17 protein-coding genes and 1 tRNA gene are annotated in these 22,197 nt (G+C 54.6%); 1 reads left to right on the top strand and 17 read right to left on the bottom strand.

The window, feature by feature from the left end:
- Nucleotides 1-152 precede the first annotated feature (152 nt).
- From R8377_RS07105 to gluQRS, 3 genes are all read right to left on the bottom strand, one after another.
- Complete coding sequence (locus tag R8377_RS07105) at nucleotides 153-968, bottom strand: fumarylacetoacetate hydrolase family protein (RefSeq protein ID WP_317642803.1); 816 nt, start codon at nucleotides 966-968, stop codon at nucleotides 153-155.
- A 61-nt stretch (nucleotides 969-1,029) separates the two neighbouring features.
- Nucleotides 1,030-1,854, bottom strand: coding sequence for a YggS family pyridoxal phosphate-dependent enzyme (locus R8377_RS07110; protein ID WP_317642804.1), 825 nt, complete (start codon nucleotides 1,852-1,854; stop codon nucleotides 1,030-1,032).
- A gap of 33 nt (nucleotides 1,855-1,887) precedes the next feature.
- Complete coding sequence (gluQRS, locus tag R8377_RS07115) at nucleotides 1,888-2,928, bottom strand: tRNA glutamyl-Q(34) synthetase GluQRS (protein ID WP_317642805.1); 1,041 nt, start codon at nucleotides 2,926-2,928, stop codon at nucleotides 1,888-1,890.
- Between the two features lie 139 nt (nucleotides 2,929-3,067).
- On the opposite strand from gluQRS, the gene R8377_RS07120 reads away from it, so the two are divergent.
- Nucleotides 3,068-4,057: an aldo/keto reductase gene (locus R8377_RS07120; protein WP_317642806.1), complete on the top strand. Its 990-nt coding sequence runs from the start codon at nucleotides 3,068-3,070 to the stop codon at nucleotides 4,055-4,057.
- Nucleotides 4,058-4,157: 100 nt separating this feature from the next.
- Here R8377_RS07120 and R8377_RS07125 read toward each other — a convergent pair whose 3' ends face one another.
- The 14 genes from R8377_RS07125 to ptsP form a co-directional block, all read right to left on the bottom strand.
- Nucleotides 4,158-5,495, bottom strand: a complete 1,338-nt coding sequence (locus R8377_RS07125) for an amidohydrolase family protein (RefSeq protein ID WP_317642807.1) — start codon at nucleotides 5,493-5,495, stop codon at nucleotides 4,158-4,160.
- A gap of 126 nt (nucleotides 5,496-5,621) precedes the next feature.
- Entirely contained in the window at nucleotides 5,622-6,368 is a 747-nt protein-coding gene (locus tag R8377_RS07130) for a GntR family transcriptional regulator (protein ID WP_317642808.1), read from the bottom strand.
- Nucleotides 6,369-6,522: 154 nt separating this feature from the next.
- Complete coding sequence (gene ulaA / locus R8377_RS07135; RefSeq protein ID WP_317642809.1) at nucleotides 6,523-7,926, bottom strand: PTS ascorbate transporter subunit IIC; 1,404 nt, start codon at nucleotides 7,924-7,926, stop codon at nucleotides 6,523-6,525.
- A gap of 5 nt (nucleotides 7,927-7,931) precedes the next feature.
- The gene (locus R8377_RS07140; protein WP_317642810.1) at nucleotides 7,932-8,228 is read right to left on the bottom strand and encodes a PTS sugar transporter subunit IIB; all 297 of its coding nucleotides are present in this window, start codon (nucleotides 8,226-8,228) and stop codon (nucleotides 7,932-7,934) included.
- Nucleotides 8,229-8,264: 36 nt separating this feature from the next.
- On the bottom strand, nucleotides 8,265-8,750 hold the full coding sequence (locus R8377_RS07145) for a PTS sugar transporter subunit IIA (protein ID WP_317642811.1): 486 nt from the start codon (nucleotides 8,748-8,750) through the stop codon (nucleotides 8,265-8,267).
- A 184-nt stretch (nucleotides 8,751-8,934) separates the two neighbouring features.
- The gene (locus R8377_RS07150; RefSeq protein ID WP_317642812.1) at nucleotides 8,935-10,449 is read right to left on the bottom strand and encodes a hypothetical protein; all 1,515 of its coding nucleotides are present in this window, start codon (nucleotides 10,447-10,449) and stop codon (nucleotides 8,935-8,937) included.
- 304 nt (nucleotides 10,450-10,753) lie between these two features.
- Entirely contained in the window at nucleotides 10,754-14,164 is a 3,411-nt protein-coding gene (locus R8377_RS07155; RefSeq protein ID WP_317642813.1) for an InlB B-repeat-containing protein, read from the bottom strand.
- Nucleotides 14,165-14,400: 236 nt separating this feature from the next.
- Nucleotides 14,401-14,474 (bottom strand) — tRNA-Lys (locus R8377_RS07160).
- 101 nt (nucleotides 14,475-14,575) lie between these two features.
- On the bottom strand, nucleotides 14,576-16,108 hold the full coding sequence (locus R8377_RS07165; RefSeq protein ID WP_317642814.1) for a formate--tetrahydrofolate ligase: 1,533 nt from the start codon (nucleotides 16,106-16,108) through the stop codon (nucleotides 14,576-14,578).
- A gap of 90 nt (nucleotides 16,109-16,198) precedes the next feature.
- Complete coding sequence (locus R8377_RS07170) at nucleotides 16,199-17,725, bottom strand: C69 family dipeptidase (RefSeq protein ID WP_317642815.1); 1,527 nt, start codon at nucleotides 17,723-17,725, stop codon at nucleotides 16,199-16,201.
- Between the two features lie 229 nt (nucleotides 17,726-17,954).
- On the bottom strand, nucleotides 17,955-19,529 hold the full coding sequence (gene ulaA / locus R8377_RS07175; protein ID WP_317642816.1) for a PTS ascorbate transporter subunit IIC: 1,575 nt from the start codon (nucleotides 19,527-19,529) through the stop codon (nucleotides 17,955-17,957).
- A 40-nt stretch (nucleotides 19,530-19,569) separates the two neighbouring features.
- Nucleotides 19,570-19,842 (bottom strand): PTS sugar transporter subunit IIB, encoded by a 273-nt coding sequence (locus tag R8377_RS07180; protein ID WP_317642817.1) that lies wholly within the window; start codon nucleotides 19,840-19,842, stop codon nucleotides 19,570-19,572.
- A gap of 137 nt (nucleotides 19,843-19,979) precedes the next feature.
- Nucleotides 19,980-20,426, bottom strand: coding sequence for a PTS sugar transporter subunit IIA (locus R8377_RS07185; protein WP_317642818.1), 447 nt, complete (start codon nucleotides 20,424-20,426; stop codon nucleotides 19,980-19,982).
- Nucleotides 20,427-20,484: 58 nt separating this feature from the next.
- Complete coding sequence (ptsP, locus tag R8377_RS07190) at nucleotides 20,485-22,143, bottom strand: phosphoenolpyruvate--protein phosphotransferase (RefSeq protein WP_317642819.1); 1,659 nt, start codon at nucleotides 22,141-22,143, stop codon at nucleotides 20,485-20,487.
- Nucleotides 22,144-22,197 lie beyond the last annotated feature (54 nt).

Genomic DNA, 22,197 nt, shown 5'->3' on the forward strand with positions numbered 1-22,197 from the left:
TGTCTTGTCTATAAGGCTCAACCTGGCAGCAAGGAGCATTATTCCCAAACTTGAGTCTTTTTGGCTCAAGTTTTGAGTAGGCATAAAAAAGGCAGAGAACGCGCTGTGCATTCCCTGCCTTAAGCCCCTAATCTGGACCGCCTGTGCGCCCCTTACTCAGCCACAATCACATTGCGCAAGTCACCGATGCCGTCGATGTGAACAATGGCTTCATCACGCGGGTGCATCTGGCCGGACTTGTGCGGCGAACCAGTCATGATAGCGTCGCCCGGCAGCAGGGTTGCAAAGCTGGAGATGAAGGCAATCTGGCGTGGAATGTCGTTAATCAGATTGGCAGTCGTGCCGCCAGCGTCCTCAATCTCTTGGCCGTTGAGCTTAAAGGAAATGCGAGCATCAGAATAGTTGAGATCAGTCTCAATCCACGGGCCAAGCGGGCAGGAAGTGTCGAAGCCCTTAGCCCTAGTCCACATGGGATCGTCGTGCTGGAAATCGCGCATAGATACGTCGTTGCCGCAGGTAAAGCCCAAGACATAGTCCATGGCGTTTTCTGCACTCACATTCTTCGCCACGCGACCCATGATAACCACGAGCTCCGGCTCGTATTCCAAGTCGTGGCTAGCAGAGGGATAAACAATCGGATCGTCGGGGCCAATCACGGCAGTCGACGGCTTCATAAAGACGTTCATCTCGCTCAGCGGCTGCTGGGGGATGTCGGGATGCTGGTTAGCAAACTCCACCGTGTGATCGCGATAATTGAAAGCCAAACCATAGATTTTAGAGGGAAGGACCGGGGCTAGGAGGCGCACACCTTCGGCATCAAGGGCGTAGCGTTGGCCAGTGGGCTGCACCTGCTGACCGCCCAGCGGGTAGCCGTCCAACTCCACGAGAAAGTCTTTACCGCTCGCTTCATCCTTCTGCACGAAGGCATAGTGAGGGGTATTGTTGAGTGAAAATCGTGCTATTCTCATGACTCCAGTCTAGTCCTATTTGCGCCCACGCAGAACCATGCGGAACCATAATTTTGGGAGCCTACATAAAAGCACGCTCACCGAAGATGGCAGTGCCCACCCGCACTATTGTTGAGCCCTCAGCCACGGCATAGGCCAAGTCCTGCGACATGCCCATCGAGAGCTCATGGCAGTTGGCAGTGCCGGACTGCCGCGAGGATTGAATCTCATCTCGCAGCTCGCGCAAGTGAGAGAAACCAGCGCGAATGACCCGCTCTTCGTTAACATGAGCGCCCACAGTCATGAGACCGCGCAAGCTCAGCCCCTCAAGTTCCCCTATTTGATAGGCCACATCCGCTGCCTGCTCAGGCGCACAACCCGACTTGGCCTCCTCGCCCGACTCGTTGACCTCAAGAAGAACTCCAGTCGTTTTCCCCTGAGCGAGAGCACGACGGGCTATTTTCTGCGCTAATTCGAGACTGTCAACTGATTCGATGGTGTCCGTATACGGGATTACTTTGCCGATTTTGTTGGACTGAAGCTGCCCAATCAGGTGAAAACCTACGCACGAGAGGGATCCCGGAACTGGCTTATCGTCTACCCAATCACCAATAATTAAGTTGCGCTGGGCACACTGCCGGGCCAAACCCTCAAACTTCGCCACTACTTCCTGGGGCCGGTTCTCCCCTATCAGACGCACGCCCGCATCCAGGGCCGCCGCAATCTCGCCCACATCACGAGTTTTTGTGGCCGCCAGCAAGCGCACCGAACCTTCGGAACGCCCAGCCGCCGCCTCAGCCTGCGCAAGCTGGTCCTGAACCCTGCGGACCCCATCAGTAATCTCCTGAGCCCGCTCGCTTGAGATATGCTCATTGGCCAGATTCTTGTGCTCCATATACGCAACCATAGGCACCAGCTTAAGCGCGGCCCTCAACCTCGCTTAGAGCGACCACCACCCATCTGCAGTCAGCACCTTGTCCTCGCGGTTCTTGGCGAGCGATTCCCAGCTAAAAGCCTCCAGCAGGGTTTCCAGATCAACCTGCTCTGGCCCATTTTGGAGCCCCAAGAACCAAGCGCACAAGCCCAAAATCTGCTCTGGAGCCACGCCCGCCTGCCGCAAATTGCCCAAATCTAGCGAACCGTAGCGCTTGGAAAGTCGGCGGCCATCAGCAGCATCAACCAAAGGTAAATGGGCCCACTCAACCGGTTCGGAAGCGCCCAAATGCTCGCGAATCCACAGCTGAATGGCGGTAGAGCGCAGCAAATCACGCCCACGCACCACCTGAGTGATGCCCATATCAAAGTCGTCGACGGCCACCGCCAGCTGGTAAGCCATAATGCCGTCGGAGCGCAAGACCACCACATCGCCCACTTGCCTCGGCAAATCGTAACTTTGCGGCCCAAATATTTGATCGATAAAAGCACAAACAGAGCCCGGCTGCCCTCCGCTGGGCACCGCGATACGCCAAGCGTGACGAGCGCCCGCCTCTACTTGATCGAAAGCCTGAGCCTGTGGAAGATGCCTGCACGTGCCCGGATATACAAGGAAACCATCGCCCTCGTTGGGAGCCGAAGCCGCGCGAATGTCAGCCCGCGAGCAGAAGCAGGGATAGATAAGTGCCTGCTGAGCCCCGGAATCACCCCCGCTAGCTGCGGGCAAATACTGCTCTCTAAGCCCGGCGAAAGCTTGCCGGTAAAGGTCTTGACGCTCGGATTGATAAACAACCGGCCCGTCCCAGTCCAAGCCCAACCAAGCTAAATCGTCTTGAATCCACCGGTCAGCATCAGCCACCACGCGAGGCGTATCAATATCCTCAATCCGCAGCCGCACCTGCCCGCCAGCAGAGCGAGCCCCCAACCAAGCCGCCAGCGCTGCATAAGCATTCCCCAAATGCATCCGCCCCGTAGGAGAAGGCGCCATCCTCCCCACTACTTGCTCACGCTCGCCTGTATTCAATTCCGCTTCTTCCTTGCCTGCCACGCTTGCCGCCACACACGAGCCGGCGTGCAATCCAACTGATTTGCTCTTCAAGTTGCTTGAAGTATTAGTCTCAGTCTTACCGTATTAGTTTGGGCACGTCAACAGTTTGCTGGGGGCGGCAAGGGTGTGAGGGGTTGCTGTGAAATATACCAAGTTGGGAGCGTCGGAGCTCACTGTTTCTCGGGCCTGCATGGGGTGCATGGGCTTTGGAGATTCACAAGCCGGGCAGCATCATTGGACCTTGGGCGAAGAGGACTCGCGCGCCATTATCAAGCAGGGATTAGAGGCCGGCATCAACTTCTTTGACACTGCAATCGCCTACCAGGGCGGCTCCAGCGAGCGCTACTTGGGCAGAGCACTCAAAGACTTTGCCCGGCGAGAAGACGTGGTAGTGGCCACCAAATTCCTGCCGCGCACCGACGAGGACATTGCCGCCGGCGTCTCGGGCAGCGAGCACATTCGCCGCTCCCTCGATCTCAGCTTAAGTAATCTAGGCATGGATTATGTGGACTTATACATCTATCACATGTGGGATTATCGCACGCCCATGGAAGAGATCTTAGCCGGACTCGACAGCGTAGTGCGCGCGGGAAAAGCCCGCTATATTGGCATTTCTAACTGCTACGCCTGGCAGCTGGCCAAGATGAACGCGCTGGCCGGAGCCGAAGGATTCCCCCGTTTCGTATCTATCCAAGGGCATTACAATCTGATTTTCCGCGAGGAAGAGCGCGAGATGGTGCCCCTGTGCAAGCAAGACAACATTGCCCTGACCCCTTACAGCGCTCTGGCGGCCGGTCGATTGTCTCGTAAGAGCGGCGAATCGTCCAAGCGCCTGCAAGAAGACGCTTACGCCCGCTCTAAATATGACCGCACCCAGGACCAAGACCGGGTCATCATCGAGCGCGTTGAGCAGCTGGCCCAGCGCTTGGGTGTGAGCATGACTCAGGTGTCGCTGGCTTGGCTCATGAGCAAGGTGAGCTCGCCAGTAGTGGGCATGACCAAGCCCACGCACGTGCAGGGTGCCGTTGATGCCACCGAACTGGTCTTGAGCCCTGAGGATTGCGCTTGGCTGGAAGAGCCTTACCTGCCCCATGCGCTCGTGGGAGTCATGGCCGAAAACCACGCATAAGCTGGCGCAAACTTGCTACAAGCGCTCACATATAATTCAGGCCTGCGAGAGGCATATTTCTTGCAGGCCGGAACTATATCAACAACGTTGAGAGCAAGGCTTAGAAAGTCTCAACCAAACGGTCAACTTCTGCAATATGCTTGACCTTAGGACGCCAGACTGGCCAACCGCGAGCGATAACCAGATTCGGATGTTCAAGAACGCGCAGGTCTTGGGCCGGATCGCCGTCAAGCACAATCAAATCTGCATCTTTACCAATGGCGATGGAACCGGTAACGTCGTCGACACCCAGATTCTTCGCGTTCACCTGAGTGGCAGCATGGAAGGCCTCGGCAGGCGTAAAGCCAGCGTAACGCACCATCAAATCTAACTCGCGCCAAGTGTTGTATTGCGTCACCAGCGTCATACCCGTATCGGTGCCCACGCCCTCGCTAATCCCGTATTTGTGGCCATCGCGAGCGCCCTGCACCATGCCGGAAGTCACTTGCTCAGAGTTAGCGCGAATAATGTCGCTAATGCCCAACTCCTCTTGGCTCACCTTAACCAACGGCAGGCAGGCCGAAAGCGTGGAGTTCAGCCCCGAGAAGCCGCGCAGGGCGCGAGGATTGTGGCGATAAAGTTCCACCAGTTCCTCATCCATAGGGCTTCCGTGCTCAATCGTGTCTACGCCAGCCTTGAGAGCCGCACGCACGCCAGCAGCGCTCTGGGCATGCGCAGCCACGATAACGCCAGCCTCGTGCGCTTCTTCGCAGATGGCCGCCATCGATTCCTCGTCCATCTGAGGAGTGCCTGCCACGCCCACTTCTTTCGCGTCAGTCACGCCGCCAGTAGCCGCTATCTTGATAGCATTCACGCCATGTTCCAAGTTAATGCGCGCGTTGAGCCGAGCCTGCTCGGGAGTAGAGGAAGACAAGGCGATATAAGGGTCGCCGTGACCCCCGGGAATCGCCAGCATAGGTCCAGAAGCTAAGATGCGAGGCCCCAACACATCGTCGGAATCAACCTTGTCTCGCAGGGCCACCATTTCGTAGCCAGCGTCTCCCAAGGAACGAATCGTAGTAACGCCCGAGTTCAGCAAAGCCTTCACGTTTGAGCGCACCTTGGCAGCCAAATAAGCCTTGCCCAGCGGGCTATGAATCAGTGCCAGCGCAGCCTTTTCTTGCCGCGGGCTAGCGTCCTTGCCCTGAATGAGCTTACCCTCAGCAAAGAGATGGGTGTGGGCATTGATCAGACCCGGTGCCACAACTTTACCGCTGGCATCAATATGATGGTAGCCCGCCGGCACAAAGGCCTTGGCAGAAGGTGAAATCTGCTCAATGCGCCCATCGGAGCCAACCACAATCGTGGTGTCATGCAAAATCTTACCGTCGGCATTGCCAGTGGCCACACTCGCATGCTCCAGCGCAAACGGCTCGCGTTCTTTTCTTCCTATTGCCATAATGCCCAACTTTCTCTAGGGCTACGGCGGCCAGACCAGCCGCAGCGGCACATTGCCTTAACATCTATCGTAGTGCCCCGCAAGACAGAACGCCAAGATATGACCAAATCTTGGACCCCACTAGCGCTACTGGGCTGTTTCCTCAACGCGCACGGTGGGATTGTTAATAACGAACTTAATCTCGCTATGGTTTGGTGGATGAAGAGCCTCTCCGTAGCAAATTACACGATTATCGGAATCATAAACAGTTGAATCCATAGCGAGGACAGGCGTGCCAGCCTCCACCTCAAAGTAGCGGGAGACTTTCCCCTCTACAGTCTCCACCCGAACTACCACTTCGTCTCGCTCCAGACGCACACCGTATTCTTTTTGTAAAAACTCATAGAGCGAACCATCGGAAAAATCTTGCTGCAAGACCTCGGGGAAGCGTTCCAGGCTTAAGAACGTCACCACATGCTGTTGCAGGTGCTCGTTCACATAGCGCAGGCGCTCTAAGCGGACAATACCAAAACTAGGGTCAATGCCCAACATGCGCGCAATAAGGGGATCGTGGACCACTTCGCTCGCCACCACCCGGGTGCGCACCTGCCGACCTTGGTCTACTTGCTGGCGGTAAAAGCCCTTAATCTGGCTATTGATAACCTCGCGGGCAGCGGCAGTATTTTCAGCCTTAAAAGTGCCTTTACCTTGCGAGCGCACCACTTGGCCCTCTCGAATAATGTCGTCAATCGCCCGCCGTAGCGTAATACGGCTCACCTTATATTCTTCGCATAGCTCAGCTTCGGAGGGCAACTGTTCCCCTACAGCCATGCCCCGCAACCGGCTTCGTAAACGGTTGCCTACCGTCACATACTTGGGTATGCCACCTACCATACCGTCATCCTTCCCATCGCTGCTTTCCTACCGACACTACCTGCTATACACCAATTGTGCCGATTGTGCCTTATGGAAGAGGGACCGGCCAGACTGCGCGAGTCCAGCCGATCCCTGCAACATTTCAGTAGAGCACAGCACTACCGTCAATAACCTAGGCCTCTACTGCGGCACCAGCCTGCTCGCTCAATGCAGCAGCAGTCTTAGCACGCTTGGTGAGGAAGTAGGAAGCTACGTAGAGCAGGACCAATACGACAGCCAAGCCTGCGATAATAGCAACCTGACCACCGGCCTTGTTCAGGTAGCCAAGGAAGATGCCGGCCACGCCGAAGTCCGCGTCGGAATATGTGGCAGAGCCCGTGCCGACCTCGCCCAGAACTGGCAGGAGGAAGAGAGGCAGGAAGGTAATGGCCAAACCGTTGACAAAAGCGCCAATCGTAGCACCGCGACGGCCACCTGCGCCGTTGCCAATAACGCCAGTTGCGCCACCGGTCATGAAGTGAGCCACAACGCCAGGAATGATAACCGTGGAGCCCGAAACAGCCATGATGACCATACCTACGATGCCGCCCACGAAGGAGGAGAGGAAGCCAATCAGCACAGCGTTGGGAGCGAAGGTGAAGGTCACCGGCACATCGAGAGCAGGCTTGGCATTCTTGACCAAATGCTCGCTGATGCCCTTGAAAGCGGGGACAATCTCGCCCAAGACCACGCGCACGCCAGCCAAGATGATAAACACGCCAGCCGAGAAGGTTGCAGCCTGAAGCACCGAGTAAACGATGAAGTTCTGGCCGTCGCTCAGCTCGGACTCGATGTAAGGAGCGCCAGCAAAGATAGCGACGATGATGTAAATCACAGCCATTGACAGGGCGATAATCACCGTGGTGTCGCGAAGGAAGGAGAGATTCTTTGGTACGTTAATCTCTTCCGTGGACTTGGAGGGATGCTTCTTGCTGCGGGTCAAGGTTGCTACCAAACCGCCCAGAGCGATACCTGCGCCGCCCGTGTGACCCAAAGCCACATCGTCGGAACCGGTCACGTTCTTCATGAAGGGCTGCACAATGGCGGGAGAAATCGTAACCACCAGGCCCTGGGCGATGGAGCCGAAGAGCAAGGTCTGCCAAGTGGGGAAGCCTGCTGCCACGAAAATAACCGTAATCATCGTAGCCATGTAGAAGGCCACGTGACCCGACAGGTAGACGTACTTAAAGTACGAAGTTGCCGAGAGCAGGATGTTGACAATCATGCCAAAGAAAAAGATGAGCGCAGCGATAGAGCCGTACTTCACCAAGACAGTGCCTACGATTGCTTCGTTGTTGGGCACCACGCCCTGCACATGGAAGGCATGCTGGAACATGTCGCCGAAGGGGTTGAGAGCATTGCTGACCACGCCAGCGCCTGCCGCGAGAACCAAGAAGCCCACGAAGGTACGGATAGTGCCCTTCAAGATGTCGGTGGCGGGCTTGCGCTGCAAGGCCAAACCGATGAAGGAGATAAGAGCGACAATAACCGACGGCTGCCGGAAGATGTCGAGGAGGATTTTAAGAGCGCCGTTCATGAGTCCTATTCCTTTCCGGGCACCTGAACACCATGGCGTTCGAGGGCAGCTTTGACCTTTTCGGTGATTTCATTCATATCGATGAGACTGTTCAGAGCCACAACATCACCCAAGCCTTGACCTGAATCAGCAATGTCGCGCCCCATGAAGAATACGTCTGCGTCGTTGGGAGTGGCAGAGCCCAAATCCATGTGGTCGGTCTCAACACCGCTGACACCCAGCTGCTTGAGCGCCTTCTCGATATTGAGTTGGGTCATGAAGCTGGAGCCCAGACCCGTGCTGCATACTGTTAAGATCTTCATAATTTTCCCTTTTCCTTCTGAACTCTTCAGTTCGCTTTATTGCTCAACCGCGGTGAGCACAGATTCTAATTCCTGACTGCTCGACACCTTTGCCAAACGCTCTTGGTTGGCTTCGCTACTCAGGAAGGTTGCCAGGGCCTGCATGAGACTCAGGTGCTTATTTGCATCCTCGGCAGCTAGGCAGAACATAGTAGTGATTGGATGGTCGGGATCATCCGCAAGGAGGAAGGGCTGGCCTACGTGCAGAGCTGAGAGAGAGGTCTGCACCACTCCAGCTTCCGGCCTGGCGTGGGCCAGGGCAACACCCGAGCCCAAGTCCATGTAAGTGCCGCCTGGCTTCGCAATGGATTCCTTAATGGCGTCCACGTATTCAGGGCGGATAGTGCCAGCATCTAACAAGGGCTGAGCTGCCTCGTCTACCGCCTGTTGCCAACCCTCAACATTGTCTTCGTAGAGCACTGCTCCGGGCCTCAAAAACTCTTCGAGCACTTTGCCTCCTTGCAAGATTTCATACAACCACATCTACAAACATTATAACATCATAACAAGTTGCGGTAAAGCTACACACCCAAAAGATTCCATACATGCTCAGACCACGAAAAAAGGGCGGCACCCAGAAATCTAGGTACCACCCTTATCCCGCAGAGCACGGATGCTTACTGCGGTATTACAACCTTATCTGCTCGTGAGCAGAGAGGGGTCGCGCTTACTTGTTGCCGAGGCGACGAGAAGCAGCCAGACCAGCGCCAGCCAGAGCCAACAGTGCTACAGCACCAACGGCAAATGGCATAACATCGGAACCAGTAGAAGCCAAGGACTCTCCACCCTTAGCTTCATTCTGTGCCGCAGGATCAGCAGGCTTCGGGTCGGCAGGCTTAGGAGCAGGTGCCGGATCAGCAGGCTTCTTCTCAGCAGCAGGAGCCTGAGGAGCAGGCTTCTCTTCAGCAACCGGGGTCTTGGTATCATCATCAGATGGCGTTGTGGTGTCGTCATCGTCTACAGGAACTACAACTTCAGTCCACTTGGCAGAAACGGTAACGTCCTGGTAATCGCCGGTTGCAGAATCTACCGAAGCCTTGACATCGGCAGAATCGAATGCAGAACCGTCAGCATAGAACCAGCCATCGAAGGTGTAGCCATCGCGAGCAGCTGCAGGCGCAGTGCCGTCGAGAGCAATCTTGCCGCTGGCATCGTACTTGGTGGCGATGGTCTGAGCAGCTACAGTACCGCTGGCATCCTGGAAGGTTACCTGAGGAGTTGCACCCTTGACGTGAACATCCATCTGAACGACGCCAGTATAGGTGATGCTGCCGTCCTTCTTGCTAAACTCATAAGAGTAGGTAGCATCGCCAACTGCGGTAGGAGCAGGCCATACAACGTTGTCGAGATCAATGATGACATCGCCGCCAGCAGGAGAAAGGTTCGAAATATCAGTATCGGTTAAAGCAACTTCTGAACCAGCAGGGCCGACCTTAATCTTAGGAAGCTTAACGGGAGCAGAGTTCCGAATGACCGTTTCGTCAGGCTGAGCTTGCAGGCCCATCTGAATCTGAACACCATTGATCAGGTTGGGGAATTTAGCATAGGTTGCTGCACTGAGGTTCGTGTTAGCATCCACGCTCAGAGTGCCTACACCCGGAAGTTCCCAGTTACTATTGGGGAAATAGCCATTCTGTGGGTTATTGCCCATCAAAATTAACTCAAATATCGCGGGGGGGGGGGTCGGCGTTACGGCCTTGGTAAAACCGCTCAGAGAGCTGTAATCAGTAATAGTAGGATTGCCCGAAAGATTCAGAATTTCAATCTGGCCAGCAACAGGAGTTGCAGCAAGCGCAGCAAGATCTACAGCCGTCATTGCGGTAGCGGACGCATCAATCTGGTTAAGATTGGTGAGCTCACCAATACCGCCCCAGTTCTGCACCGGGAACGAGGTGATGTCAGGCTCCCGAGCAATGGTGATATCGGTAATGTTGCTCACCATCGAAGAGGTAAAGACATCAGTGTCGCTAGCAGCACCTGCGGCGTCAACGATGATGGGGGCCAAATCGGTAGAGAAGCAGTCAGCGATAGTGCTTGTATCGACAACGCAAGCTCGCGGGGAAACTCCGCCTGCAAATGCAGACGAATTATTCAAAACTGCTACCCCTACGCCAGTGGCGAGAAGCGCGGATGCTGCGAGTCCCGCAGCGGTCCGTTTCAGCGAAATGGACGATAATTTCAATGCATAACTCCTTATTTTCATAAGTAGTAGCTTCTGCTAGATGCAGAGCTGTTCGAAACTAATCTCCCCCAAATCAGCATAGCGTGTAGTCGCCAATGGCACACAAGCACCACTGCCGGTGTCTCCCCCCAACACAAACGCTGTCTTCTCATACTAGCCTCTAATTCCTCACATTGACACTCATATCAAAAAAATCAACATCAAATCATCTCAAGCGTGAGGTCATAAAACGACCATGAAAAGCCAAGAGGAACAACCCCTTGGCTTTTCATGGTCGTCACTAGAAGATAGCTAGTTAGCTCCTTTAGGGCCTACTCCTACGGCGAGAAAGAAGCAGGCCAACAGCAGCGAGCACCGAAAGAAGAACAGCTAAAAAGACCACTGACAAGACATTGGAGCCAGTGTGAGCCAAATCGGTACTCTTTTTGCCTGACTTCCTAGGAACTTCTGATTCGCTAGCGTTTCCAATACTGTCAAACCTATTCGAGTCTGTCGAGTCGCTAGTGCCGCCGTTATCTGGCTGACTTGAATCAGCTGAATCGATGGGATCACTGGGGTCAGCTGGAATGCTCGGTTTTGGATTATCCACCTTTCGCCACTTGGCTATCAGATGTACCTTACCGTATTCATCGCCAGACAGCGTTGACGGCAAATCATCGGGGTCTACAGGATTACCGTTGTCATCAACCCAGCCTTCAAAATCATAACCCGAGCGTGATGGCACTGGGAATTTACCGTCAATCAATTTAATCTTATGATTATCGGTAAGTCCGGTCTTATCTGTGCTGGGAACAGCTGTGCCGCCCTGTGAATCAAAATCAACTGTAGGCAGCTTAACCCAACGACCGTTTAAGGTCACATCAGTATAATCACCATTTGCATTCGGGAGGAACGTGACATCGTCAGTAGTGACGGCCTTACCGCTACTATCAATCCAACATAAAAAGGCATGTTGTGAATCAGCTGGTGTCGGAATCGGCAGGCTGCTTACACCACTAAGCTTAACGCTTCCATCTGGGTTCAGCTCTGTCTTGATGACGGGAGGGACATCTGATCCGCCATTCGGAATAAGATTGAGAACGGGAAGCTTGCGCCACACAGCCTCAACATAAGCATCATTGAAGCCTACACGCTTATTCCCCTTGATATCAAGCTTATTGGGATCTACTGCAGTTGACGTATCTTTGTAAACCCAGCCGCCAAACTTGTAACCATCTTTGGCTGGCGTCGGCAAATCACCCGCAAGGTTGAAATCCTTACCTTGTATAGAAGTGTCCATCACACTCGGGGCAGGATTGCTGGTACCACCCTTATAATCCAGATGGACCTTAGGAGCCGGTACCCAGTGGGCGACAACTTTTACCTCTCCATAGTTCCCATCACCATCTTTTGGAGCATCAAGGTGGTCAGGATCAAATGGGGTTCCGTCTAGATTGCGCCACTCGTCGAAAATCATACCTGGATTATCTGAAGGATTGGGCGCAGGGATATTACCATTCAATTTAGGATTGTTATTATTAACATCTACCGAAGTAGAAATGCCTGAGTCTTCGAAATTACCATCATTTTTCTTGTCAATCACCACCGTTGGCAGCTTAATCCACTTGGCATGTACCGTCACATCAGTGAAGTTGGGGTTAGTTCCCACATGAAGCAAGCGGTTTGGATTAACATTGTCCGTTCCGTTGACTGTATATGTCCACTCGATGAACTTGTAACCAGCGCGTTTGCCTGTGGGTAGAGTACCGTCAAGCTGAACAACGCCACCAGAGAGCTTTGTCTGCATTTGGCTAACCGAGCCAGCACCGCCATTGTAGTCAAAGTTAACTTTAGGCAAATCAGCCCACTTGGCGTGAATGTGAATCGGGTCATACTCATGGGAAGAGTTAACTATCAGCGGCAAGTGGTTCAAATCCACGGGATTGCCATTATCATCTACCCATCCTTGGAAGACCGCATGGTCCTTGCTGGGCTGTGTCAAGTTGCCAGACTGGGCCGTGTTCGTACCATCCATCTGCTTCTGAGTCGTTGTAGTCTGCTCCTGGCCGCTTGTCCCATTGTTGGGATCAGCAATCACCAGCGGCATCGCACGCCAGTGAGCCACCAGCTTCATGTTGTCAGTAACAATATTGCTTGGCACAAAGACTGGCTTGTTCAAATCCGGAGCTTTACCAGAAGCGTCAGCCGGATACCAGTCGTCAAACTCCATATCGCGCGAGACAGTAGTCATACCCGGCGTATACCCAGCAGGAACTTCGCTAGAAGTCAGACCGGAGTTACTGCCCCGGACTGTCGTGCTCTTGATAATGGCATTGTCAGCCGGCTTATGGCTGGTCGAATCTAAGAAGTCGACAATAAAAGAGGACCGCACACCAAACTTGACAGTGCCATTAAATACCTTGGGACTACCGTCGGGGTTCACACCAATTGTCTTGGTGAATTTGAAGCTGTAATCTCCAGCCCGTGGAGAACTCCAATGCAGGTCGCCGGTGACAGGATCGTAATTAAAGGTTCCATCGGAAACATTGTCGATCTGCACGTCTGTGGGATCTTCGGCGTAACTGTTGGGGCTTACCTGCCCGTTCTTCACATCGAGGGGGAACCCTGCGTCGCCGATAATCCCTAGGTCGATGGTCTGATCCACGCCAGAGAAGGTATTCGACGGATTGCTGGCCGCGGCATACACGCCCGACATGTCATAAATGTGGTTGCGGTCAAAACTCACATTGGACAGCTGGCTCAGCGACCCCAAATTTGCCAAGCTAGCGTGCATGGTATTGTCGTCGCGCAAACCCACTTGGTTATCGTCGAAGTGTAAGTTCTTGAGATTGGTTAATTGTTTGAGCTCGGTTACGTCCCGAACTTGGTTCCTTTTGAACGACAAGTCGGTCAGTGTGGCATTGAGGGCAGCCAGCGTGTCAACTTCACTTACTTGGTTGTCATCGAAGGAAAAGTTGCGCAAGCTGCCCACGAATCCGTCTACCGTGTCCTGAGGGAGCACATCCAGTCGATTGACATTGAGATCCAAGCCTTTCAGATGTTGTATGTCAGACAGTGAAGCAAGCGTGACCAACTGAGCGGTGGTCAACTCGTTCTTTTCGGCAGAAAGCTCCTCCAAACTTGTAATGCCACCAAAGGAACGTAGTTCGGTATCTGACAAATAATGGAGGTAATCCTCATCCACGTTCAAACGCTGCAGTCTAGTCGAATTGCGCAGTGGACTGAAATCATTCAGCGCTGGAACATCAGGTATGTTAACAGGATCACCAGTATCGTTATAAGACAAATTCAGATTCGTCAAACCAGTAATGTTGCCGATGCCCTCAATATTTGTAAGATGTGCAACATATCCCCTGTCGTTGCCAGAATCAATCGAATTATGACCCGAAAGATTCAATTCTCCCGGGCTGCTTTGGAATCCATCACGCATAGCCGAAGCATTAAGCTGTTGCATTTCCTGAGTAAAGATTGCACTTATACTGACGCTTGCATTGGCAGAACCCGGCTGTTTGTATGCATTCATTAAAGCCCGGCCTAAAGCGCGGTCAAAACACTGTCTCAATTTACTAACGTCCGGTTGGCAGTTTTGCAAGTAATCATCATCGGTCAAAGCGTAGGCTGGTTGGCCCACCGATAGAATCACCCCTGCTAACAGTATGCCTACTGCAACAGCACCGCTCATTGCACGTTTGAGCGCAATCGACATTCTCCCCATATTACTTCCCCCGTTATATAGAAGCAACGAACTCCCTCTCTGCAGCAGTGCAAATTCAGTGCACTGCAGACAGCCTTCTCTGGATAGTACCCACCGCGAAGGAAGAAAGTTCGAACCTTAGAATTTCCTGAGTTGAGTATAACGGAAGGTATTACCAAACAAGCACAGGTGTCGAAAACTCTAAAGAGGCATATATAAAAAATGGCCCGGAATAAACCGGACCATTCCTCTTCATGTGCCCCCGCGGGGGCTCGAACCCCGGACACGCTGATTAAGAGTCAGCTGCTCTAGCCAACTGAGCTACAGGGGCGACGGCACTTTGAAGAGCCAAAAGAAAACTATACTCGATTTTTGTAAATACGCAAGACGAACGCTCTTCGGCGTGCCGACCGTTTGGCCCGCGTCCTGCGACTACACAATCTTGGGCATAGGCGTAGTGAGCGAAGTGGTCACATTGGCCTGAATTAAGCCAGCGCCGGTATGGACTTCCAACTTTTTCAAAGTCACTGTACGATCAGATTCGGGGGCTGCGTCGTTGTCGGTCATAGTTGCCGGCGATTTTACTGCCACCGGCACCAAGTCGTTCACGTTAAGCCCCTGCTCCTGGCACAGAGCGCGCGCGGATGCCAACGATTCAGCGAATGCAGGACCCTCAAGCACACGCTCCCCCGCGACTCCGTAGGCACTCTGAGCAATCCAACGCAGCTGATCAACCACATCCATGCCCTTGTGGCTGCTCACAGCGTCTGCAAGTGCAGGACTATCAGAAGCCGCAGTATCTAAGGCAGCAGCGAAACCGTCAAGCTGGCTAGACAATCCCTGCCCGCCGTCGCGGAAGAGATTACCCATAACTGGCTGGCGTAATCCTAGGGAAGCCGCCGTCTCTCGCAAAGCATCTACCTCGCTATCTTCGCCCGCCCACAAATTGACCAAGGGGAAAGTGGGAATGCCCAAGCCTTCTAAACGATTGATATGGAAGGGATAGCGCCAGCGCAAGGCAGGATCATCCCGCCAAGTTGAAGCGCGGGTAACGACTACTGCCGCCGAGGGCCAAGCAGCTCCGAACTCGCGAGCTGCAATGTCGAGCCACTTCTGAGCACCTGCATCAGCGCCATAACCAGCTTCAACTACAACCACATCGTGGCGAGCGCAAGCCATCTCTACCGATATCAAGCTCGGAATGCCAAGCGATACGTTAGCAAAAGGCCCGCAGTGCACATAGACCGGCGAACCCTCCTGCGTGGTCATATAGGCGGGCTTGACCGCATCGGCCAGCATGTTGGTAATGCGCCAGAGGTCAATGAATGAGCCGAAAGTGACCGGTTTGCCGGCTTTGGTTCCGGCAGTCATGGCAGCCACCCGCTGCCCGATTTCGTCCATCGATCGCGAGAGCACTACGATTTGCATCAGTTCGCAGGTAGGAGTTAAGACCACTCGCTCGGGAAGGTCGCTCTTGCCTCGGTCTACCGCAATCTGGCGCAGGGACCGAGAGGGCACTTCGGAAACTCGGGGCACCAAGATGTCGTCCAAAAGCCCCTCATCTACTGCCTTCTCAGCAAAGGAAACCAGCAAGTTCTGAGCGTTCTCAATGGCTGCCATCTCGCCGCACAGGCCCCAGTCCACCAGCTCCGGGTGAGCCAGAGAGGCCTTACCACCACCCGAAGCTCCACCCTTGGAACCGGCCGCAGTAATGCCCATGCTCGGCTGACGCAAGACCGCCGCTGCGTCAACTCCTCGCGAGCGCAGGGCGTCGATTAAAGCAATCGTTGTAGTGGTTTTGCCCTCACCACGGGAGGCTTTGAGAGGAGTATCAGCAGTAACCAACACCACTTTGCCCTGCTTGGTAGATTCGTTGGGATGGGCTTTGAGATAGTCCAAATAGCCAAAAGCGTCTACCTTGCTGACCAATCCGTAAGGTGTCACAAAATCGTTAAAGGTGGTCATGCTCGCTCCATCCAATTCTCCCGTTTTTATAAGCATACATATACCAGTGCCGGGGCGCCTAGAGTAGGCAGCCCCGGCACTCATAAGAACTCAGTGGTCAGACATGTGGTAAGCGTTGCGCATCTTTAGACTTACCGTGTAGAGCACCTTACCCAAGAGGTCGTCGGTCTCTTTACGCAGCTGGCTTGCCATCGATTCGTTGGCAGCTTCGAGCACCTGGCGCACTTCGGCATTGCTGGTTCCCTCGTTTGCTCCTGCCAGACGAGACACCTGCGCATCAGTCGCAGCAATCATGCTGTGGCCCAAGGCACCAATCTTCTGCTGGTAGAGTTCGTTGGCATTGATGGTGTCTGCAAAGGCCGAATCAGACAGGGCCGCGATGATGCGGTCAGACCAGTAGAGGGTGTCGGTGGTAACCCTTGCGCCGGCGGCCGACATGTACTCGGGCATGGTGTCGACATTGGTGAAGAAGGGAATGAGCGCATTGAAAGCATTGGAACCGAAAGCCATCCACTGTACTGCCATACAGCCTTGAGCACTGTATGGGCGCAGCTGGATAACGCCCAACTGGTCGTTGCGGTTGATGCCGATGGGGCGGAAGAGACCGCGCGTATGCTCGTCGCCGATGATGGCGTAAGGATCGTAAGCCGTGCCCTGATAGTGGGAGCTGAGCACATATTTTACATCTTCAATCGTAACCTTGCGCTCAGGCTGGCGGCACCAAGGAATGTCGTTGCTCATGGGATTATGCTCGGCATCGGGGCCGTCCCAGACTTCGTCGTAGGGGTTGAAGAAACGCTGCATATACCAAGCGCGGGGCGTGTTATACACGTGGTCCGAATCAGAGTGTGTGCCGAAAGCATCACGCGGGTTGAAGGGGCTGCTGGGCTCGATAGACAGGTCGAGATGGTTCTCGGCAATGAACTCGCGCAAGTCCGCCGAGCACATGAAGTCTTCTTGGCTGCCGAAAGCGTCGTCAAAGTCGAACTCGTCGATACCCAGCTGGTTGGGCATGGTGACATAGCAGTCGTCGGGCACGCGGCGGGCGATCCAATGGTGACCGCCCACAGTCTCCACCCACCAAATCTCATTGATGTCAGAGAAGGCGATGCCATTCATCTCGTAAGTGCCATACTCCTCAAGCAGGGCACCAAGACGCTCGACACCTTCGCGAGCTGAGTGAATATATGGCAAGATAATGGTGACCAAGTCTTCTTCGCCGATGCCGCCTGCCTGCTCGGGCACGTAGTCAGCGCTGCCGGGCTCACCTACTGCCGGGACCAAATTCACTAGAGGATCCGCGCCCAAAACGCGCTCGTTGCAGTTGATGGTTTCAGTGGCCGTCATAGCAACATTGTCTGAATTCACACCATTTTGGCCCCACACACCTTTGTCTGGAATGGAGTTGGGCACAGCCGTATACCGCATGGGATTGTCTGGCAACTCAATCTGCACATGGCTCAATACACTCTGATAGTGGCGGGGCTGCTCACTAGGCTGAACAACAATCAGCTTCTTAGGGCGGAACTGGCCGTTGGCTGAGTCTTCGTTGCGGGCGATGATAGTTGAGCCATCGTAGCTCGCATTTTTTCCGACAAGTAGCGTGGTGCAGGGCATGAGGGGCGCCTTTCTGTTGGTAAGCGTGAACCTACTGTATTCCCACTCTACAGCTTCTACGTAACGGAGAAAAGACGCGTCTCAACTGCTGGAAGATTCGCAGCATATAGGAGACTTTGCAACTACCTCTGCCGCATAGAAAAACCCGAGCCAGCTAGCAGAACCAGCAAACCCGGGTTTATTCAAAGGACAGGTAGGAGCTTACAGGGCAAGCCCCAAGCCTGACATATTACTTAACGGGAGCAGCGCCTTCGACGCCAGCTTCCTGAGCCTTAGCAGCTTTAGCAGCCGTGCGGGCAGCCTTAGCGGCGGCCTTAGCAGCTTCCTTTTCTTGCTGCTCCTCAGCCTTGATACCGTCGATGAACTCAGCGTGCTTAGCAGCAGGCAGCCAACCAGCGTTGACAACCTTGACCTGCCATACCCAAGCGCAAGCGAAGAGCACTACGGCCACAATCATCAGCACAACGCCGCCGACGGGCAGACCCATCTGAGCCAGCTTGCCCACAACGGTACCGTACCAAGCGAAGTCAGCATCGCCGAAGGTGGCGTTGGACAGACCGAAGGAGCCCAGAACCGTCATCAAAATAGCGGGGAGGATGGTGATGAGCAGACCGTTGATGAAAGCACCAACGATTGCGCCGATACGACCACCGGTTGCGTTACCGAAGACACCAGCACCGCCACCATCGAAGAAGTGAGGCACCATGCCGGGCAGGATCAGAGCCAAGCCCCAAACCGGGCCGAGCCAAGCAGCGATAATCAGCAGGGAGACCAAGCCGCCAGCGAAGGAAGCGAGGAAGCCGATCAGGGATGCGTTAGCGCCGTAGGGGAAGACAATCGGGATATCCAGAGCGGGGCGGGCACCAGGCACAACCTTGTTGGCAATACCCTGGAAGGCGGGAACCAGCTCGCCCAAGATGACGCGCACGCCGTAAAGGATGATGGAAACGCCGATACCGAACTGCAGGGCCTGAGCGAAGGCAGCCATGAAGAAGGCGCCGTAGTTCTCAGGGTGAGAGGGGAAGATGGCGAATGCATCTGCAGCAGGAACTACGATTGCAGCCCAAACCGAGAACACCAAGTAGAGGATGACCATCAGCACAGTGGTGGAAACCATGGAATCGCGCAGGAAGGACAGACCCTTAGGGAAGTCGATGTCCTCAGTGGAGCGAGACTTCTTGCCCACGGCAGTACCGACAGCACCGGAGACAATGTAGCCCAAGGTGTTGAAGTGGCCGATGGAGAGCTTGTCGGAGCCGGTCACGCGGTTCATGAAGGGCTGCGCGAAGGCAGGCATAACCACCATGATGACGCCCATAAGCACGGAGCCAATCAGGACAATGAGCCACTGGTTTGCACCCTCACCAAAGCCGACCGAAAGTACCAGAGCCATCAGGGTCGACATGAAGACCATGTGGTGACCCGTCAGGAAGACGTACTTGAGCGGGGTGAAGCGTGCGAAGACCAGCATGAGCAAGAAGCTCAGCACGATGATGTAAGCGGAGGAGGCACCAAACTGGCTGGAAGCCTGCGCTACGATTACCTCGTTGGTCGGCACAACGCCGTGGGCACCGGTAGCCTTAAAGACCAGCTGACCGAAGGGATCGAGGGCGTTGGTCACAACTGTGGCGCCCGCGCCCAAAATCAGGTAGCCCATGGCTGCCTTCAAAGCGCCCGAAATGACCTGTCCGACTGAACGCTTGAGAGCAATCAGACCAACAGCAGCCACGATACCAATAAGGTATGCGGGAACGTTGAGTATCTCCTGGCTGATGAAGTTCAGCACAGCAAGTAAGACATTCATTCTTTCTTCTCTTTCTGGTGGGGGGTACTAGGCCGACGAATCAGTCTGCGTACTCTTTCAGAATATTCTTGATCTCGTCCATATCCATGAAGTTGTCTACGGTCTCCACCGGAGTCGTAGTTCCTTCCAGCTCGGATGCGAGCTCGTTGGAGGTGAGAACCAAGTCGTTCATATTTGCGGTGCCCTTGGCGGAGCCAGCGTCGGAAGTGGTGACGTTGACATCCATACCCAAATCGGCAGCAGCCTGCTCAACGTTGACCTTGAGCAGTACAGAAGTGCCAATACCATTACCGCAAACGCACAGGATATCCATTGTGTCCTTCTTTTCTAAATAAGTCTTGCAACAGTTTGTATTTCTCACTACTGCTAGCAGGCGTTACCGCCTGCCGCAGGGGGGGGGTATCCATAGTGCGATACCCATATCGGGGAAAGCGCAGCTTCTACTGCAGCTCAGCCCTCGAGGATGGCGCGAATCTCGTCTGGAGTTTCGGCTTGGGCCAGTTTTGCAGTCTTTTCCTTGTTGGTTAAGGCGCCAGCGATGGCTGACATAACCTGCAAGTGCTCCTGCTCGTCGCGCCCGGCTAAGCCAATCACCAAAGAGACCGGATCATTGGCTTTGTTGCCAAACTCGACCGGAGTCTTCAGGCGAATCCAAGACAGACCAGTGCCGAGCACAGCGTCTGAGGGGCGGGAGTGAGCCAGCGCGAGACCCGGGGCTATTACGATGTAAGGCCCCATCTTTTCTACCGTCTCAATCATCTGCTGGGTGTAAGCATCAGTTGTGAAACCGGAGGCCACCAAAGCGTCGCCAGAGCGCTGAATGGCGCCCTTCCAGTCTTCAACCGACACATCCAGCGCGAACGATGAGTCCGGCAGGAAAGCCTTAAAATCTGCCATGTGCAGCTCCTTAGTATCTATCTTGTGAATTGTATAGGTCTACCGCTGAGGGCATTCCTTATAAGTCCCAGCCCTGAGGATGGTAGAACTCGCCATCCAGAGCTCGGGAAGCTAATTGCTGAGCCTCTTCGAGGGTGTGCTTTGCCAGTTCGGCACGCACATCGTCGAGGGCCACAGGAGTCATCGACAGGCTGTTGACACCGATACCAGCCAGCACTACAGCCAAATCTGGATCGGCAGCAGCCTCGCCGCACACACCCACCGGCATGCCGTTAGCATTACCAGCGTCTGCAATCAGCTTGATAGCGCGTAAGACGGCAGGATGCCAAGCAGTCTGGTAGTTGGCAACCGAACCCAGAATGCGGTCGGCAGCCAGCGTGTACTGGGTCAAATCGTTGGTACCAATGGAAACGAAGTCGGCCACCTGAGCCACCTTGTCTGCCACCAAAGCAATCGAAGGCACCTCGGCCATAACGCCGACCTTCTTCAAACCCTTGGACTTACCCAACTTTACGAAGTAAGCAGCCTCGTGCTCGTCGGCCACCATCGGAGCCATAACCCACAGGTCGGCATTGGTAGCAGCATCGGCGCGTGCTAAAGCAGTCAGCTGGTCGTCCAAGACCTGATAGTGCTGCTTCAATGTACGCAAACCACGCAAACCGAGAGCTGGGTTTGGCTCGTCTTCAGGAGTGAGGAATGGCAGGGGCTTATCGGCACCAGCATCAAGCATACGGATTACGACTTTGCGGCCGGGGAAGCGCTCCAGCAGCTCTTGGTAGGCCTTGGCCTGCTCGTCGACCGACGGCGGGTTCTCCAAACCGAGGAAGAGGAATTCAGAGCGGAAGAGGCCCACGCCCTCAGCTCCGTATTCCAAAGCTGGGTCGGCATCTTTGGGCTTACCAACGTTAGCCAAGAGCGGAATCTTGTGTCCATCCTTGAGCTGACCGGGCTGACCGCGCAGGGCCTTGGCCTGGTCGGCAGCCTGACGAGCCTGCTCGGCTTCAGCAATCTGCTCTTGGCTGGGATCTGAGGTGACCTGGCCCTGAGCTGCGTTCACAATCAAGTTCTGACCGTCGCGAATATCATCAGCTTCGGGAGCTGAAACCACTGCTACGATGCCGCGCGAACGGGCCAAAATAGCGGTATGGCTGGTGGGGCCACCCTGGCTAGTGACAATAGCTAAGACCTTGTTGAGGTCCAAGTTAGCCGTGTCTGCCGGCGAAAGATCGGGAGCAACCAACACGAATGGTTTGTCAGACTCAGGCACGCCAGGTGCAGCCACGCCGAGGAGAGAAGCAATAACGCGCTGGCCCACATCGTGCAAGTCGCCTGCGCGCTCGCCCATGTAGCCACCAATAGCCTTGAGCTGCTCCTCGAAGGAGCCGAAGCCCTCGTATACTGCGCGCTCTGCAGTCTTACCGGCCTCAAGCTGCGACTGAATGGCATTCTTCAGAGCTGGATCTTGAGCCATCTGGGCCAAAGCAGTCAGAATGGGAGCGGCCTGCTGAGCACCTTCGTCACCATGCTGGGCAGCATCCGCACGGGCAAGCAAGTCCTTGTTGACCTCATCCATTGACTGCTCAATACGCACCATCTCGCTGTCGACCGAAAGAGACGAGTTGCGCTGCTCTTCAGACGGCACATCCAAGCTCTCTGCCATACGAATAGCTGGACCAACGGCGACACCGCGGCCAATTCCGACACCCTTAATGATCATGCTGCACTCCTCAGTGCTCGTATCTGTACTCCGGCAAGTTTGCCCTGCTGTATG

Source organism: Bombiscardovia apis (genome assembly GCF_033095945.1).
In the GTDB taxonomy this organism is placed as follows: Bacteria; Actinomycetota; Actinomycetes; order Actinomycetales; family Bifidobacteriaceae; genus Bombiscardovia; species Bombiscardovia apis.